The following is a 17,088-nucleotide window of genomic DNA, read 5'->3' on the forward strand; positions in this document are numbered from 1 at the left end:
TCAATGACAAAAGCTCGTTCATCCCTCATTAGTATTGACGCTACCCCTTACTATCATTGTGTTTAGCGTTGTGTGCGTCGTGCGGATATGATGAAAAAGCGCAGCAAAGTTATGAACATCGTCGTGGTTGGATTGAAGAACGCTTGCTCGTACTGGCGGGTGCTTTTTGTATTGATATATGCGCCTATGCCATCATGAGTAATCACTATCACGCCGTGCTCCATATCTATGCAAATAAAGCCATGCATTACTTGATAAAAAAGCGCTGCGGCGGCGATGGCCTACGTAGATTTAAACCCCGTGCAAGCTGTGATAGCGGAAACGCCTGAAACTTCAGAACACACGTCCGTCAAGGGGCGAATAGCGTCATTAAGAAAAGAACAAAGCACAGCGCCTTATCTCTTTCCTTTTGCGGGACCCCTAGAGAGCCGATGCCAGAGGGGCTGCCTTTTCGATTGGTGGATTATCTTGAACTTGTTGACTCTGACGAGTGGCTTGACATTTATGCCCAGGTTGAAAAAGGAACGTTGGTGGGCACTGAAACCTCTATCAAAGATGCTTTACCGCTGCTAGGGCGAACGCGATTATGCGGATTTCGTATACCTGTTAGCTAGCATCACCCAGCCGTTACTCGTTTTCTTCGAATAGCCAACGTCTTGGTGGTTTTCGTTTGCCTGTTATCTCCTAGTATAACCAGATTTAGTCTTTTCTTGTGCTGAAGAGCGCTAAGCCAATCTAAAATCGCGCATTATTCCGCAAAGCTGAAAAGGCGTTCATGCCGATTTTTGGTCTCCTCTAAAGGCGACTGTCCCAGTTACTACGTCTGTAATAGCTTCACTCTCTACTAAGCTTTTTCTCTTTCCATTCTTTAGAGATAAGGCCAAATGGGAAGCTTTCCTTTCCACCTAAGTTAGGATCAATAAACACACCTGAAGAATCATGAAAAATAAAAGGCTTTTCACCATTTGATTCAAGTACCAGTTCATTTGCAATGTTAGTCAATAGATTATTAGTGATTACTATTAGCTTTGTTGACCATTTAATATTATTTGTAAATATTTCAAACCAAAAGCAATAATTGAAATCACATCCATAATCCTCTCGCGCAAATGAAAGGTTATGCCCATCTGTAGTGACTCTTAATGTGAATGAGTCATCACATATCGATAATTCCGAACCTGACTCCGAGCTGAGTTTACTATCAGGTAAAGTCTTCGATAGGAATTCTTTGACTTCATCTAACCTACTCTCGGTCGAAAAATATAAAACATAAAACATTTATCCGTACCTTCTATCTTGGTAAGAGCCTAGATATTTCGCCATTCTTAATGAATAAAAGTTCATCGAGAGAATCTATTTTTCAATCATTAAATTGATTACAATTCTACTCGCTTGAGTCTGAGAGTTGCACTCAACCGTGCTCCATATATTCCTGACATTCTTAGTATTAGGAGAAAAAACATCAAATGCATTCCCGTTGATCAAAAAATCAGGGTTAGACTCTGGTTTGATACCAAAACCATTGCCTCCTTTAGTCGCTGGCAACATCTCTACATCATAGCCTTTAGCAGCCAACAAATCAGCCGCCTCATTTTGGCGAATAATAGGCCTTGGGTCTTTAGGGTCTGGAGTTTCGTAGCGCCCTTTCGGTTCGCCTCCAAGTGGTCCTATCATAAAGGCGACTGTCCCAGTTACTTTCCAATAAAGTGTGTCATTTCTTAAAGCGTGTTTTTGTATTCAAATTTTGAAACTATTCGCTGAAGCTGTGCATTGCTATGGATTTCCATCCATATATTGTAATAGTTTCTATGTTTGGATTATCTGTCTCGAAGTCCTCCTCAAGCGCAAGAAAGCCTTTAGAATTATCATGGGCTTCTTGCGGATTTAGCCAACCTCGCTCGCATTCTTCGCAATGCAAATACATTCTTTTATTTGTTGTATCTTCAGTCAAGATAAGCCTTCCTTGGTTGCAATTCACACATTGACTATACCAGTAGTACTTTTCCATGGTTCCTCCTAATTGCTGGGGTATGAAGTTATTATTTTGTTTGTATTAGGCACTAGTATTATAAGAATAATGGGGACACACACTTTAAGAAAAGCACTAATTAGTCAGTTTCATCCGATAGTGCTTTCGGGCTCAAAGACAGCTCATCCAAGATGAATGCAGCGTTGCTGAACGATATGATCCCGTTATTGTTCAACGACTCGCGACTGATACCTCAATGACAAAAGCTCGTTCATCCCTCATTAGTATTGACGCTACCCCTTACTATCATTGTGTTTCGCGTTGTGTGCGTCGTTCATTTCTTTGCGGATATGATGAAAAAGCGCAGCAAAGTTATGAACATCGTCGTGGTTGGATTGAAGAACGGCTACTCGCGCTAGCAGGCGCATTTTGTATTGATATTTGTGCCTATGCCATCATGAGCAATCACTATCATGTGGTGCTTCATGTTAATGCAGATAAAGCTAAACAGCTGACGGCACATGACGTTGCCGAGCGCTGGTTGGCGTTTCATCAAGGACCTTCACTCGTTCAACGCTTCATTCAAGGCAATGCACTCACTGATTCAGAAACAGAACGATGTGTTGAAATAATAGAGGTTTGGCGAGAGCGTTTGGCATCAATCAGTTGGTTCATGCGTTTACTTAACCAACACATTGCGTCACAAGCCAACCGAGAAGACAAATGCACCGGTCATTTCTGGGAAGGGCGGTTCAAAAGCCAAGCGTTACTCGATGAAAAAGCCCTTGCGGCGGCGATGGCCTATGTGGATTTGAATCCAATAAGAGCGGCGATAGCGGAAACTCCTGAAACCTCCGAGCATACGTCCGTCAAAGCGCGAATTGAGTCATTGAAAAAAGAAGAAGCCACCGCCCGTCACCTCTTTTCTTTTGCAGGAAACCCGAGAGAGCCGATGCCAGAGGGGCTGCCTTTTCGTTTGATGGATTACCTAGAACTCGTTGATTGGACTGGTCGTCAAAGCCGAGAAGATAAACGGGGTAAGATTGATACCCGAACACCTGAGATACTTAATCGACTCGGGTTTGACTCTGACGAGTGGCTTGACATTTATACCCAGGTTGAAAAAGGAACCTTGGTGGGCACTGAAACCGCTATCAAAGATTCTTTGCCGCAGCTAGGGCGAAAGCGATTATGCGGATTTCGTATACCTGTTAGCTAGCATCACCCAGCCGTTACTCGTTTTCTTCGAATAACCAACGTCTTGGTGGTTTTCGTGTGCCTGTCATCTCTCGGTATAACCAGATTTAGTCTGTTCTTGTGCTGAAGAGCGCTGTGCCAATCTAAAATCGCTCATTATTCACAAAGCTGAGAAGGTATAGAAATGGGCGTTTCTTCATTTACAGAAACGACATTCCTAATTTATGCGGGTACTGGAATGTCCCAACATTGAATATCATTGGCAAAGGATTGCCTCAGACATTGAAGCCGTTTTGCTGTTTCTTTAGCGCTAGAGGGAGCCGGGTAGATTCTACCCGGCAGTTAAACCTCATAGCTCTTCACTTCTGAATACAATATAGCTGCGTGATATTATTTTGTATGAAATCTAAACTTCATTTAATAATCAGAAATTGACTTTTCATGTTCCTCTATTTCTGAATGCGGTACGCCATTATTTATATAATAATCCAATAACCAAGTTATTCTTTTATCCTGTGAGTTTGTAATAATCCCTTTGGCTATGAGATCAAAGTCGTCCGAAATATAACTGGAAATCTCATGAGACCCAAAAAATTGGTCACTTGAAAAGAATGCAATTTTTCTAATTGAATCTACAGTCTCTTCATCTATTTTTGATTTGTTTTTTTCATACTCTTGATTGATTGTTTGATACATATCAATCCACGCAGAGTCAAAAGGGTCTTCATCTCTATGGTCTAAGATATTATCTTCATTACCCAGATCTGAATTTTTTAAAATGTTTGAACTAATGATCTGGTGGAGCTTACTTAAGTTCATAAGTGACCTTTCTCTTTCAAATAGAGTTCAATTTTAACAATACCTTCATAAGGTGTGACATTCTTAGCTAGGATAACGCTATTGTTGGGTGAGCGAACATCTATTTTAACACCATCTATCTCTTTATATGACTTTTTGTATGCGTCAATCAATTCTTGATCTGAGCCTAAAAAGTCACCTTGCCTTGGGCCTATATGTTGACGTTCAGCTTCGTGCAGACGCCAGTGGTCATGTCCTGTGTCATCACCTAAAAAATGAAACGTTGGCCAATTCTTGTCACTTCTTTTTATCTCGAAGCTACGGCCTTTTGACTTTCGTACAGAAGGGGCATGGTGACCCGCTTCACCTACGTTTATGCGTTTTTTTTCTTCTGGACAAACGGTTTTTTTGTTCACCAACCCCAACGGATCAATCCACCCCGTTGGATTCGGTACATACTGGTAGTTGTTTAACCCACCCGCAAGCCCTATAGGGTCAGCAGTAACAAATCGACCTGTACTTGGGCTGTAGTAGCGGTGTCGGTTGTAGTGAAGTCCTGTCTCTTCATCGAAATACTGCCCCTGAAAACGCAATGGGCTTGATATCTCTTCGACATGCTTTCTCAACACATTGCCGTAAGCGCGGTATTGCACTGACCAGACGGATTTACCGTGTAAATCGGTAATGTCTGTTGGTGTGCCGATTTGGTCTAGGTGGTAGTGGTAAACCCCGCAATCTGCCCCTTCGCCTGACAGCATTGCCATTGGCTTGAATGTGCCCGGATCGTAAACGTATGTTTGGTAATGCTCGCTGCTTGTTTCGGCAATTAAGGTGTCGCCTTGCCAGACAAACTCGGTAGTTTTCTCCGTGCCTAATTTATCGGTGACTTTCTTTTCAATTCGTCGCCCAAAGGCATCGTATTTGTAATGAGCAAATGAACCATCTGGGAGTGACGCTTTGACCAAGCGGTGTTGACAGTCGTAGTCGTAATTTGTCACCAAGCGCTGGTCTTTGCCCCGCTTTTCAGTGATTAGCCTGCCAAATTCGTCGTATTCATAGTGGCTGTCGCCATGAAACTTGAGTTGGTTTCCTTCAACGTCGAACGGCTTTTTACCTGCTTCCGCACCAATCACTTGGTCTAGCAGGTTACCTGCTGGATCATGCGCGAAAGACTCTTCAACCACGCCGCGGGTTTTCTGAAGGCGAGAAAGGGGGTCGTAATCGTAGAAGACGGTGCCGAAGCGGCTGTCAGCCACTTCAATTAAATTGCCGTCAGCGCCATATTGGTAATTGCGAAGAATAATGGCGAAGAATAATGGGGACACACACTTTAAGAAAAGCACTAATTAGTCAGTTTCATCTGATAGTGCTTCAAGGCTCAAAGACAGCTCTCCAAGATGAATGCCGCGTTGCTGAACGATATGATCCCGTTATTGTTCAACGACTCGTCACTTATATCTTAATGACTAAAGCCCGCTCATCCCTCATTAGTATTGAGGCTACTCCTTACTATCACTGCGTATCGCGTTGTGTGCGTCGTTCATTTCTTTGTGGATATGATGAACATGCACAGCAAAGTTATGAACATCGTCGTGGTTGGATTGAAAAACGCTTGCTCGCACTGGCGGGTGCTTTTTGTATTGATATATGCGCCTATGCCATCATGAGTAATCACTATCACGTCGTGCTCCATATCCATGAAAATAAAGCCAAGCGATTAACGCAATATGAAGTTGTAGAGCGCTGGTTGGCGTTTCATCAAGGACCATCTTTGATTCAGCGCCTTGTACAAGGTGATGAACTCTCTGAGGCAGAAGCAGAGCGAAGCAGCGAGATTATTGAGACATGGCGAGAGCGTTTGGCATCAATCAGTTGGTTCATGCGTTTACTTAACCAACACATTGCGTCACAAGCCAACCGAGAAGACAAATGCACCGGTCATTTCTGGGAAGGGCGGTTCAAAAGCCAAGCGTTACTCGATGAAAAAGCCCTTGCGGCGGCGATGGCCTATGTGGATTTGAATCCAATAAGAGCGGCGATAGCGGAAACTCTTGAAACCTCCGAGCATACGTCCGTCAAAGCGCGAATTGAGTCATTGAAAAAAGAAGAAGCCACCGCCCGTCACCTCTTTCCTTTTGCAGGAAACCCGAGAGAGCTGATGCCAGAGGGGCTGCCTTTTCGTTTGATGGATTACCTAGAACTCGTTGATTGGACTGGTCGTCAAAGCCGAGAAGATAAACGGGGTAAGATTGATACCCGAACACCTGAGATACTTAATCGGCTCGGGTTTGACTCTGACGAGTGGCTTGATATTTATGCCCAAGTTGAAAAAGGAACTCTGGTGGGCACTGAAACCTCTATCAAAGATGCTTTACCGCTGCTAGGGCGAAAGCGATTATGCGGATTTCGTATACCTGTTAGCTAGCATCACCCAGTCGTTACTCGTTTTCTTCGAATAACCAACGTCTTGGTGGTTTTCGTGTGCCTGTTATCTCCCGGTATAACCAGGTTTAGTCATTTCTGTGCTGAAGAGCGCTAAGCCAATCTAAAATCGCTCACTATTCCGCGAAACTGAAAAGGCGTTCATGCCGATTTTTCGTCTCCTCTAAAGGCGACTGTCCCAGTTACTACTGAAACTGAAAAGGCGTTCATGCCGATTTTTCGTCTCCTCTAAAGGCGACTGTCCCAGTTACTACTGCCAGTTACTTAACGGGTGATACAACGCAGGAAATAACGCAAGGGATGTGCCAGCTTTTGTTGTCAATAAAAACAAAGGGTTATATATATTTGGGAATTGGCGGAGCAAGGAATTGCTCGCGGTTCGGGCGAAAACTTGCTCGCTGAGCAAGATTTGGCCGAATAGAGGGAGGGAATGAAGATGAAAAAAGACACTGAGTTGAAATACGTGGGTAGAATAAAGAAGAAGAGAGTAGAGCCTTACTTTCAATGGAGAAGGCTTACCTTTTGGTCAAATTACGGTCAATGGAGCGAGCAGGGAGCATCGTGATCGCTCCCTGTTACACCTAATGGAACTGCATTTCCTATGATTGATTCTTTAATTGTGTGTTTAGTTTTTAATCAGAGAGGTCATGCCCAGTAGCTTGCTAAAGAAGAAGATCTTGCTTTTGGCTAGCTCAATTTCTGTTTCCGATACGCAAAGAACCTGACGAATTTTGTACTTTGGTGTCAGCGTAATGATCGATTTTTGGTTCTGATCATCCACAAACGTCAATGCGGATTCACCGGAAGCAGTCACCTCGGTGACATCAGCGCCTGCGAATGAGGCTGCCTTTTCAATCAATGTTCGGCTTTTAGATGGCGTCACCAGACATGCTGCATCGTTCAGCGCGGAAGCATCCATCAAAAGATATTCAGCGAAATCTGCTCTCTCGGACTGATCCATTTCCTTCGCCAGATAGATATCGCCAGCATTTTCGATTGCGAGCTTGCCGCTAAATTCACCAACTATGTATTGTTGTGAAGTCCAAGAATCGACGGGCGTGGAGTAGCTCCCCTCCCATGACGCGACCGCTGAAGAAATGAGAAAGAGAAAGGATGCACCGAGTCTGATCATCGGCTTATCCAAATCACAGCATCACCATGCTCGTTCTCATTGCTTCCATCAAAGCGTTCACCTGCTTCCAACCGAAGGACATCATTGCTCAAATTTGATGTCCACTGTGCTGATACAGGCACTTCATCATTTGGCAAAGCGATGTGATGGAAGGGAAGTTTTTGATGAGAGAACAGAGAGCCAAAATCCTTTTCACGTGCATAGTCGACCCAGTCTTTTGGGTAATAAAGTGATTTGCGGAATTGACTGTCGTCAAGATTAAAAAGAAGGGTGGCTGCGCCTGATTCCAGTGACCAGTAGCCAAAATGAGTAGCATGTTTGCTTTTATGGCGATTATGCCAATAGCAATTTTTCATACCCTTGTACCAACCTTTCAGATAGGTACTGAGTGCGGTCTGGCGTTCGGGTTTGGTTGGTGATACACCATCACCTTTAATTGCATCGTATAGGTGTGTGTAAGGTTGGTCGAAAACAAACGAATCTTGTCTTGGTAGACCTTGCAGGCCAACACGGGTATAAAATTGAACAATCGCTTTGTCATCACTGCCATGAGGGTTTTTTCCAGTGATTCGGGCAATGGTAAAAAGCGCATCAGTGTTACCAGTGAGAACAGCGAGGCCTGTTATCAAAAGTAGAAATTGATAGCCGTCTGGCTCCCAGTAATTGATAACTTTGAAAGAAAATTGCTCTTTATGTCTTTGTAAATCTTGAAAAGCTAAGTTAGAGAGATGCAGTACGCTTTCTAAATTTTCACCACTGGAATATTCCAGCAAAGCGTGTTCAAATTTGGCCAAAGAGAGTGACCAGCTTATCCTTGCACGGTGAGTTATATCTTTGGATTCGTCCGTCAAATGGAGATAGCGTTTTGAATTGTCTTTTTTGAAATACGTACGCTGTTCTTCGTAAACAGATTCTTCGAGAAACGCATCCCTTCTTATCTGATTAAATGTCGGCGTTTGCTCTTTCATCTCGTTACCTCTTCAATACTTCTCGCATTGGCATCTAATCTCGTAATGTTTACTACTTCTCCGGACTCGTCGACAATCATTAGCCATCGCTCATAGCCTTCATCCATGATGTCGTCGGCGGTGTCACGTCCAACTTCGGCAGCAAGTCTGGGTTGGATCCAATCATCGCTCATTTGCTTCGTTCCGTCACGAAGTCTCGAAAGCGATCGGTCCTTAGCTAAGCCATCTGAGTCAATATATTTGCCTGAATCGGTGCGATACTTAGTTTCTGTGATTATATATGGCGGTGGCAAAGCATTCGGCGGCTTTTCGTAAATGCCATCTATGCCACGGCCTCTAGGAGTATCTTCTAAAGATCGAACTTGTCTTGACTCCGGCAGCATGTTGCGGTGACCACTGTTTAACATATGGTTGTCACTAATGATCTCACCATATAACCCTTTTTGTGTGCGTGTTAAAATACGAGGGTTAATCGTTGCAACGCTAGGGTCTAACTCATGAACCGTACGCGCATTAACGTCAGTTCGATAGCTTGGTGAATACTCGTCAGCCTGTTTGAGTAATGCTTGTTCGATATCATCGAGAAGCTTTTTCACGGGGGCAATAGCTGGTTCAAGCATGCTGTCTGCAGATTTTTGAACTGAGCGTACAAGACGTACGGACTCATCAAGCCAGACTTTAACGCTGGCAGGAGCAAAATACCTAATTTGAGCAACAGTATCTGTAAGTGCGCTGACTATTTTGTCGAGATATCCTTTCAAAGTGGCGGCGTTGACTTGGCTCCCAACGCTTTTGATGGCCTCAGCGATTTTCTTCAACGCAATATCAATTCGCGGAACATCGAAGATTTTTCGTACTTTTTCATTTTGTAGGAAGGAGATGATGGGCGCCATTGCGGGACGAATGGCTTTTGAAACATCCCCCCCCATTTTCCTGATGAAAAGGAATAGGATCTTTAGAACACCTTTTGCAATGGATCCAAGTGATGGTATTAAGCCTATAAGTGTAAAACAAAGGGCTATCCATGCGTTTACATCACTTTTGTCTTTATGGATATTTCGGCAGTTGGCGATTAAATCACGGCAATCCAACACCTGATCAACGATGGGAATGATACCCAGTGCTGCATTTGCGGCGATTTGCCCCGTTGTTTGATTAGCATTGAAATCCCCCTGAAGTGCTTCCCATATCCACTCGAGAGCACCAATGGTCGAGTCATAGGCATCCTGTGCTTTTTGAGCGATGTATTGTTCGCCTGATTTGTAGGCTTCTTCAAGATTGTCGAAGAGATACGCGAAAAGGTCATTTCCCCACATCAGCTGTTACCTCCAAGCAAGGATTTAACGCTACTGGTTAGCGAATCAATAGGTTCTCTTTCCGGGTCTTCGAATTCTGCATCCGGGTCATAATAGATTCGCACTGGACCTGCCGGAACTTCCTCAATGCGGGCATAGCCATCACCATCGAGTGTGCCTGACACTTCTGTACCGTCACTTAGAATTGCGCGATAAGGTGTGTTGGCGAAAGGTTGCATGTCAGGGCCTAGATATTCAAACTCAACCCAGTTTGGGACAATCACGCTGGTTAATAAGCTGGAAATGCTTGGAAGGGTCGGTGTTGCGCCACTGCCGTTACCTGTACTTCCGCCAGAGTTCAGATTTACCACTGCACCAGAAAGATGTACGCCCGCGGGGTCGAGCTTGACGAAGCCTGCGGCGGTTTTAATGGTGATTTCCGTGCCTGCTTCAATAATGATTTTGTCGCCAGCTTTATGATGGATCTCAGAACCTGCTTCAAGAAGGTGTTTTTTGCCTTGTTTGATGTGCAGTGAACTGTCTGTGGTCAGACTGATATCGCCAGCGACATGGGCTTTGCTTTGCCCATCGACCGTCAGGTGGTCATCCACCTTGATGTGTGAAAAGCGCTCGTTCTCCACATCCAAGTGCAAGTCGTGTTTGATGTTGTCTTTGCGGTCGTTCTCGACCAGCAGGTTCATGTCCTTTTGGGCATGCACATAGATTTCTTCTTGCTCGGCTTGGTCCTCAAAACGCAGCTCATTAAAGCCTTCACCCTGATGGGTTTCTGTTCTGATAACCGTGCGGGTTTTGTTGGCAGGCAGCGGGTAGGGCGGCACATTGGTGGCGTGATAAGTGCGACCAGTGATAATCGGTTGGTCAGGGTCGCCCTCTAAGAAAGAAACAATCACTTCATGACCAATGCGAGGGATAGCCATCATGCCGTATTGACCGCCCGCCCAGCCTTGGGATACGCGCACCCAACAACTTGAAGCATCATCACTGTTGCCGTATCGGTCCCATGGGAACTGCACTTTCACGCGCCCATGCTCATCACAGAAGATTTCTTCCCCTGCGGGGCCCGTGACAATGGCAATTTGAGGGCCATGCACACAGGGTTTTGCCTGCGGTGTGGTGCGCCAAGGCCTGTGTGCCGGGATAACCGAGAAGGTATTGTGGTACGTGGTCATGCCTTCACCGCCATGCTCTTCCAGTGCTTGCGGTTGCGTGCCTTCACATGTCGAGCTGACCACCACCCAATCACGATTAATGGCCTCATCGGGATGGTCGGTTAAATCAAACAGCATGCCGGCTTGGATTTGGCGCACATTGCTGGATGCTGTTGCCGTGATGGCATCGCGACGAAGATGCTCTAAGCGGTATTGGGTAAAGGGTTTACCGGCGGCATCACTCTTATAACGTCCGGGGAAATCATAGTGTTCATACGTGCCACGTTGGTAGGCCATCTCAGTGCCCGCGTGGTCATGCAAAAAGCCATACGCGGGCTTTTTGAAACTGTAATCTTTCAGTTGGGCGGAGGAAGGGCGAGTCTGCGCGGAGAATTGCCAGCCCTTCACAAAGGTTGAACTGGCAGTGCCGCCCACGGTGGCATTATAGGGCAGGGCAAGGCCGGACGAAGATAACGTCTGCGTGTCATCAGAGAACAACACCGTGTGTTTGTCTTTGCTGTGCAAGAAGGTATAGAAAATGCCCTCATCAGCGGCGATACGGGTTAAGAAGGCAAGGTCAGATTCGCGGTACTGCACACAGTATTCACGGGTTTGTGAGCTGCCTGAAAGGGAGAAAGCATAATCATCAATGCCCATTTCTTGCAGCAAAATACTCATGATTTCAGGGACAGATTGCTGCTGGAAAATACGGCTGTTATGACGAAGGGATAAACGCGAGAGGGCAGGCACCATTTCCAGTGAATAACGGGTGTGGCTGAACCCCGTGTCACCGCGAGTAAAGCGGCGCACAATGCCATGAAAGCGTTGTTCAAGCTCGCCGTCGCTCCACAACATTAAGGTGACATTACGGTCAACGGTGTCATTTTCCGTGAAGGTGGCTTGTCGGCTGGCTAAATGAACCTGATAAAGAAAAGGTTCAGACAGGCAGTCGCTGCCTGAGAAGCCGACTACCGCGAAGGCGTCGTCAGGTAAGCCTTCAACAGCAAGAGTAAATTGGAGACCGCTTTCCGTAGCCATAAACCATCCCAGCAAGACCCTGTGTGGTCAGAGTCGATATATCAATAAAATCCGGTCGTCCTGCGTCATGGCTTGACGACAAAACCCGCCCTGAAGGCGGGTTGGTCACAAAGGGCTTACGCCCCTTGCGAAGAAGCCTTAGGCTTCAATCGGCGCACGCCAGTCATCGGCACCCGAAGTACCCGCGACAGTGTGTTCCCAATCAATCTTGCGGTAAGCCACAGACACGGTCACCAGTTGGGTGAACTCTTTTTTGTTTGCGTCCTGACAATGAGGCATTTGGCAATCGATATCGATGATGGTGCTGTCAGTGAGAATGGTCGAGAAGAAGTGCTCTTGTTTACCTTCCACAGACGTGCGGTACCACTTCAGTTCAATTTTTGGCAGCATTTCGCCTGATGCTAGGGAGTTGTACATCAGCGGTACGGCTTTGTTCAGTGCGACAGTGAACTTGAACGGCTTATGCACGCGTTGGCCTGAAGGCTGGCCGCTTTGCGGGTCAGTCGGTACGGTTACAATGTGGTCAAAGGCTTGAACCAGCATTTGGTCTTCGTGGCCTTCGACGTAGATGTTGCCGACAGAGTCAGCAGTGAACGCACCAGCAGTGATGTTGCCCTGAGTTTTGCCTTCGATGGCGATATAACATGGAGTTGGCATTGCGATGTCCTTATTCAATGGAAGCTCACCATTTGATGGCGAGCAACGAAACGGGTGATACAACGCAGGAAATAACGCAAGGGATGTGCCAGCTTTTGTTGTGAACAAAAAAACAAAGGGTTATATATATTTGGGAATTGGCGGGGCAAGGAATTGCTCGCGGTTCGGGCGAAAAGTTGCTCGCTGAGCAAGATTTGGCCGAATTATAGAATGGGGTAATGGAGACAAACATCGGATGGTGCCTGCGTTAATTTCATCACTGACGCAGTGATCAGACACCTAAATGTGCTTTGGTACTGATAAGATTCGGCAATAAAAACGCCATTATCAGGGAACGAAATGGACGACATAACCTTTTCAGTGGGTGCAGTTACCTTTAAGTATTCGCTCACTCCCGAGCAAAAGAAATTCTTACGTCTCACACAAGAAACCACCGTTGACCTCAATCAATGGCCGGTATTTGCGGATCATATTACCGACACGATCCATGCAGCGATCCCTGATGAACTAAAGCTACCCACAGAAAAACAGCTCAAGTACGCCCGAACCATTTCGAAGGATTTGAATGTTAAATTACCTAAAAATTATGATGAAAGCGCCTTAGCCTGTTTGTCGTTTATCGCCGACCACAAGCCAGCCCATGATAGGGTGCTGGCGGTGTTCAATGGGATTAAGGGGAAGTTGTTGGGGTAGATATGTTTAAGCAAATAGCAAACTATGCCTTAGTTTGATTGAAATCTGCCAGTGTCCCACCAGCTTCGAAATGTTTCATTATTACTGCTTTTTGCGCTAGTAACTCTTCACTGGGTTTTTCCCATTTTTCTTTTGGGAGTGGTTTTGACCATTCATTGATATTTTCTGGCAATGGCTTTTTATTCAATTTATCAGTCCACTCTGAAACCATGTAGGGGATCTTCCAGCATGCGAGAATATGATAGAAATAATATGAAAATAAGGTGAAATACGAGTCTGCCGGATCGGTGAATTTGAACGATACCCACTTTCTCGGACCTTTTAGGAATTTAGACCAGATACGTTTGCGCTCGGCATCAAACATGGCGCGGTCTTCTTTGACAAATGGTCGAGATCTTGGCCATTTTTTCTTTGGCTCATCCATATATGTACGCATGGTTTCCCATTTTCTTTGCGCCTCACCCACTGAATACACGGGTTGGCGTAACAGCCAATAATCTTTGCCGTCAGGTGTCGGAATGGCCATGCCGAATGTATAGGTTGTCATGACGTTGGTGCCCGTTGTGCCTCTAGATAAGGCAACCCAAGAAACAATTTGCTCCCAAGGTGCTATCACAGGGGTTTTACTGCCATCAGGGTAGTAACAGACTTCTCGGCGTTGTCGATGAAAGCGAATGGGACGTTGGCGTGCATAATCGAACGATGTCTTGATGGTGACGAACCATACGACGCCACCGAATATGGCGTAAAATAAATAAACGACGACATCTATTTCACTAAAGCCTTTTAAAAACGCCTCGAAAAAGGATCCTCTATATGTAAATCCAGCATGAATGAGAATGAGAAGTACCACGAGACCTACAGCATTAATACATATATGCCCTAGTTGGACTTGATACGCTTTGCCTTGGCAGCGAGCACCAATGTCCATATAAGCATCATTGATGTCGAGTATTTCTGAAGAGGCCACTGTGTCATCGTCTTTCAAGTAATACGCAGGCATGGGCTTCGGTGAAAAAAAGACAGCTTCCCCTGACAGAAATTTTCGGCGCTCGCCTGCCTGAGGTTCTTTTTGCTTTAAGTCGAGTTCTTGGCTTTTGTTTTTTCTGAACATGTTAATCCGTTGCCATAATAATGTGTTGGGTGTTTATCTCCCTTGGGTAAATAGGCAACCCAAGTATTAGAGGCTCATTGGGCTGACATAGTTGCATCCAAATCTGTTCTAATGTGTCGATCCCATTACGCCTCCATTTCTCCAAAGCAGCCAGACAGGGATACCTAGACTCATCAAGAACAGTAACCACATTTGCTGGGTTTGGAAAATCATGCCACCTTCGCCACCCACTTCAATGTAACCTCTGGGTTTCTGATGTTTTGAGGTAACTTCGACCAGTAGGTCGAGATACTCAAGATTTTGGCGAGCAACGAAACGGGTGATAAAAGCAAAGGGCATGCCAGCTTTAAATTCCGATAAAAACAAACAGTTATGTTTAATTTGGGATTGACTGAGCAAGGGATTGCTTGTGGTTCGGGCGAAAAGTTGCTCGCTGAGCAAGATTTGGCCGAATTATAGAATGAGGGAATGGTGACAAACATCGGATGGTGCCTGCATTAATTACATCACCGACACAGTGTTCAGACACTTTAAATTCATTTCATACTGGTAAGATTCAGCAATAAAAACGCCATTATCAGGGAACGAAGTGGACGACATAACCTTTTCCGTGGGAGCAGTAACTTTTAAATATTCGCTTACCGCCGAGCAAAAGAAATTCTTACGACTCGAACAAGAAACCACCGTTGACCTCAATCAATGGCCGGTATTTGCGGATCATATTACCGACACAATCCATGCAGCGATCCCTGATGAACTAAAGCTACCCACAGAAAAACAGCTCAAGTACGCCCGAACCATTTCGAAGGATTTGAATGTTAAATTACCTAAAAATTATGACGAAAGCGCCTTAGCCTGTTTGTCGTTTATCGCCGACCACAAGCCAGCCTATGATAGGGTGCTGGCGGTGTTCAATGGGATTAAGGGGAAGTTGTTGGGGTAGGCTGAATTCGTCGCCTGTATTCAAGGTTTTAAGTCAAGACGACGATGATTAGAGAATATCAGTCTGATTTTCATCGAGATAGATGGTCGGTGTTAGCGTTTGTATTAGCTCCTTGGAGATCTCTTGTGCTTTTCTAAGTTCATTTTGGTCTAAAAATTTCTGATTAAATTTATTCGTAATTATATATTCAAAACTAGTAAGCCAACTGCCATAATTGAAACTATGATCATTTCGTTTTATATCGTTGACTATTGCCCATGCGGCACCTTGAAAAAGAGCATCTCTATCTAGTGTTGCGATTCTTGCAATGGCAGGAGCATATCCAAATTCTGTGCTCCAGATCTGTAACGTTCTTATTCTTTGGCTATCAATATATTCCTCACCTATAATTGATTTTTGGTCATTTTCTTTATATGAGAAGTCTACATTGATGGAGTAGATATCATTATTATTTGCAGATAGCGTATATAGAGATTTAATTATTTCTTTATCTTTCTCAGAAAGAAGATAAGTGCCGTCATCAGAATCGTAGCTCATAACCCAAACTGGGTAGCTAGCATTTAATTGATAAAAATATAGTAATGTCATTAGCGGGTAATAGTAATGGTCCTTTACACCATCAACGGCAGCTTTTGCCAAAGTACTGAAACTATCCTCCCCTAAAGAAACTCCATATCCCCCCTCTAACATAACGTCATGTTGAAAAAGAGAATATCCAGCTCTGGCATCACCACTTTCGGCCAATTTTTCAAGTATTACTCTACCCTTTTCTCCCCACTCTTCGCTGCAGTGATACCCCATATATCGAGTACATTCAACGTCTCTACTGTCTAATTTAATTGCCGCGTATGGATTGCCGAGTTTGGCAGCTTTTGTAAATAATTCGCCTGCAGTATCCCCTGAGTAGATACTTTGTCCGTAGGTGATTTCTGCCAACCAAAACATGGCTTCTGAATCGCCTTTTTCTACTAAAGGTGCTAGTAGAGTTTCCGCTTTCTCTTTGTTGCCATATTGGATGGCTAGCAGTGGGGCATACAGTGGATCTTCTGGACGATATCGGCTAGCAGCGTAGGGATCACTATTCACCTTGTTGTCATCTAAATATGAAGACAGTTGCCTTGCCAGAAAACTTGGACCTTCGGCAATTTTTCGCTGAAAGCCACTGGGGTAGCTTTCAATAGCAATATATGTGGCAATAAGAATAAATACGATTATAAAAATATGCTTTCTTTTAATAGTCATAAAATTTCCCATTTTTTTCTCTTCCCAGTTGGGAGGGTTTTTTATTTTTTCTGAAAATTCACTGTAGTTTTCGCTGGAGAATTCTCTATAAAGAACAGCATTTTTTACGGTTGTAAAGTAGGTTTTGTCATTTACATATAATATCACTCTTAAACATAAGATTGGAGGAAAATTATTGAGTGGTTTTTTTCGCCTTCACTTTAAAATTGAGGTCTCTTACACCACGTGTATCTAGTGTGGATATAAAATTAGCTAACGTATTCCAGCCTTCTGCAAATCGTCGGCATCTCTCAAGACGACTTTGCGCAGTCTCTAAATTGCCTTCCATTAGTATCAAAGATTTTTCAAACTGAGAGCACCTTGTATCTTTGTCATTGTCATCTTTTGGGGATATCCATTCCATGATTTTCACGATAGCCTGAGCTTTTACT

Annotated in this window: 18 protein-coding genes and 1 pseudogene; 5 read left to right on the top strand and 14 right to left on the bottom strand. The window is 44.6% G+C overall.

Features of this window, described 5'->3' with window-relative positions:
• Nucleotides 1-3 precede the first annotated feature (3 nt).
• A pseudogene (locus LRP50_RS24410) lies at nt 4-614 on the top strand (transposase).
• A gap of 220 nt (nt 615-834) precedes the next feature.
• On the opposite strand, the gene LRP50_RS24415 reads toward LRP50_RS24410, so the two are convergent.
• The 3 genes from LRP50_RS24415 to LRP50_RS24425 all read right to left on the bottom strand — a co-directional run bounded on the left by LRP50_RS24415 (nt 835) and on the right by LRP50_RS24425 (nt 2,008).
• The gene (locus tag LRP50_RS24415; RefSeq protein ID WP_274167024.1) at nt 835-1,278 is read right to left on the bottom strand and encodes a hypothetical protein; all 444 of its coding nucleotides are present in this window, start codon (nt 1,276-1,278) and stop codon (nt 835-837) included.
• Between the two features lie 75 nt (nt 1,279-1,353).
• The gene (locus LRP50_RS24420) at nt 1,354-1,674 is read right to left on the bottom strand and encodes a CdiA C-terminal domain-containing protein (protein WP_274167025.1); all 321 of its coding nucleotides are present in this window, start codon (nt 1,672-1,674) and stop codon (nt 1,354-1,356) included.
• A gap of 76 nt (nt 1,675-1,750) precedes the next feature.
• Entirely contained in the window at nt 1,751-2,008 is a 258-nt protein-coding gene (locus tag LRP50_RS24425) for a hypothetical protein (RefSeq protein WP_274167026.1), read from the bottom strand.
• Between the two features lie 217 nt (nt 2,009-2,225).
• On the opposite strand from LRP50_RS24425, the gene LRP50_RS24430 reads away from it, so the two are divergent.
• Nucleotides 2,226-3,188 carry a transposase gene (locus LRP50_RS24430; RefSeq protein WP_274167027.1) on the top strand — a complete coding sequence of 321 codons (963 nt, stop codon included), beginning with the start codon at nt 2,226-2,228 and terminating at the stop codon, nt 3,186-3,188.
• Between the two features lie 395 nt (nt 3,189-3,583).
• Here LRP50_RS24430 and LRP50_RS24435 read toward each other — a convergent pair whose 3' ends face one another.
• Nucleotides 3,584-3,985 carry a hypothetical protein gene (locus tag LRP50_RS24435; protein ID WP_274167028.1) on the bottom strand — a complete coding sequence of 134 codons (402 nt, stop codon included), beginning with the start codon at nt 3,983-3,985 and terminating at the stop codon, nt 3,584-3,586.
• Entirely contained in the window at nt 3,982-5,289 is a 1,308-nt protein-coding gene (locus tag LRP50_RS24440; protein ID WP_274167029.1) for an RHS repeat domain-containing protein, read from the bottom strand. Before LRP50_RS24440 ends, LRP50_RS24435 begins: the two co-directional genes overlap by 4 nt.
• Nucleotides 5,290-5,426: 137 nt before the next feature.
• Between LRP50_RS24440 and LRP50_RS24445 the strand changes: the two genes are divergently transcribed.
• The gene (locus LRP50_RS24445) at nt 5,427-6,389 is read left to right on the top strand and encodes a transposase (RefSeq protein WP_274167040.1); all 963 of its coding nucleotides are present in this window, start codon (nt 5,427-5,429) and stop codon (nt 6,387-6,389) included.
• A gap of 642 nt (nt 6,390-7,031) precedes the next feature.
• Here LRP50_RS24445 and LRP50_RS24450 read toward each other — a convergent pair.
• From LRP50_RS24450 to LRP50_RS24470, 5 genes are all read right to left on the bottom strand, one after another.
• The gene (locus tag LRP50_RS24450) at nt 7,032-7,538 is read right to left on the bottom strand and encodes a hypothetical protein (RefSeq protein WP_274167030.1); all 507 of its coding nucleotides are present in this window, start codon (nt 7,536-7,538) and stop codon (nt 7,032-7,034) included.
• The gene (locus LRP50_RS24455) at nt 7,535-8,506 is read right to left on the bottom strand and encodes a PoNe immunity protein domain-containing protein (protein ID WP_274167031.1); all 972 of its coding nucleotides are present in this window, start codon (nt 8,504-8,506) and stop codon (nt 7,535-7,537) included. The genes LRP50_RS24450 and LRP50_RS24455 overlap by 4 nt, the downstream gene beginning before the upstream one ends.
• On the bottom strand, nt 8,503-9,822 hold the full coding sequence (locus tag LRP50_RS24460; RefSeq protein WP_274167032.1) for a hypothetical protein: 1,320 nt from the start codon (nt 9,820-9,822) through the stop codon (nt 8,503-8,505). Before LRP50_RS24460 ends, LRP50_RS24455 begins: the two co-directional genes overlap by 4 nt.
• Nucleotides 9,822-12,008 (bottom strand): type VI secretion system Vgr family protein, encoded by a 2,187-nt coding sequence (locus LRP50_RS24465; RefSeq protein WP_274167033.1) that lies wholly within the window; start codon nt 12,006-12,008, stop codon nt 9,822-9,824. Before LRP50_RS24465 ends, LRP50_RS24460 begins: the two co-directional genes overlap by 1 nt.
• 138 nt (nt 12,009-12,146) lie before the next feature.
• Nucleotides 12,147-12,665 carry an Hcp family type VI secretion system effector gene (locus tag LRP50_RS24470; RefSeq protein WP_017007402.1) on the bottom strand — a complete coding sequence of 173 codons (519 nt, stop codon included), beginning with the start codon at nt 12,663-12,665 and terminating at the stop codon, nt 12,147-12,149.
• 339 nt (nt 12,666-13,004) lie between these two features.
• Here LRP50_RS24470 and LRP50_RS24475 point away from each other — a divergent pair, with 339 nt between their 5' ends.
• Nucleotides 13,005-13,358 (top strand): hypothetical protein, encoded by a 354-nt coding sequence (locus LRP50_RS24475; RefSeq protein ID WP_274167034.1) that lies wholly within the window; start codon nt 13,005-13,007, stop codon nt 13,356-13,358.
• Nucleotides 13,359-13,380: 22 nt separating this feature from the next.
• Here LRP50_RS24475 and LRP50_RS24480 read toward each other — a convergent pair whose 3' ends face one another.
• Nucleotides 13,381-14,472: a hypothetical protein gene (locus tag LRP50_RS24480; RefSeq protein ID WP_274167035.1), complete on the bottom strand. Its 1,092-nt coding sequence runs from the start codon at nt 14,470-14,472 to the stop codon at nt 13,381-13,383.
• A 108-nt stretch (nt 14,473-14,580) separates the two neighbouring features.
• Nucleotides 14,581-14,811: a hypothetical protein gene (locus tag LRP50_RS24485; RefSeq protein WP_274167036.1), complete on the bottom strand. Its 231-nt coding sequence runs from the start codon at nt 14,809-14,811 to the stop codon at nt 14,581-14,583.
• A gap of 250 nt (nt 14,812-15,061) precedes the next feature.
• On the opposite strand from LRP50_RS24485, the gene LRP50_RS24490 reads away from it, so the two are divergent.
• The gene (locus LRP50_RS24490) at nt 15,062-15,415 is read left to right on the top strand and encodes a hypothetical protein (protein WP_274167037.1); all 354 of its coding nucleotides are present in this window, start codon (nt 15,062-15,064) and stop codon (nt 15,413-15,415) included.
• A gap of 48 nt (nt 15,416-15,463) precedes the next feature.
• On the opposite strand, the gene LRP50_RS24495 is transcribed toward LRP50_RS24490, so the two are convergent.
• Nucleotides 15,464-16,804: an SEL1-like repeat protein gene (locus LRP50_RS24495; RefSeq protein ID WP_274167038.1), complete on the bottom strand. Its 1,341-nt coding sequence runs from the start codon at nt 16,802-16,804 to the stop codon at nt 15,464-15,466.
• Nucleotides 16,805-16,829: 25 nt separating this feature from the next.
• The coding region (locus tag LRP50_RS24500) for a hypothetical protein (RefSeq protein WP_274167039.1) at nt 16,830-17,088 on the bottom strand (259 nt) is incomplete at its 5' end.

The organism is Enterovibrio gelatinilyticus, assembly GCF_028683095.1.
In the GTDB taxonomy this organism is placed as follows: domain Bacteria; phylum Pseudomonadota; class Gammaproteobacteria; order Enterobacterales; family Vibrionaceae; genus Enterovibrio; species Enterovibrio gelatinilyticus.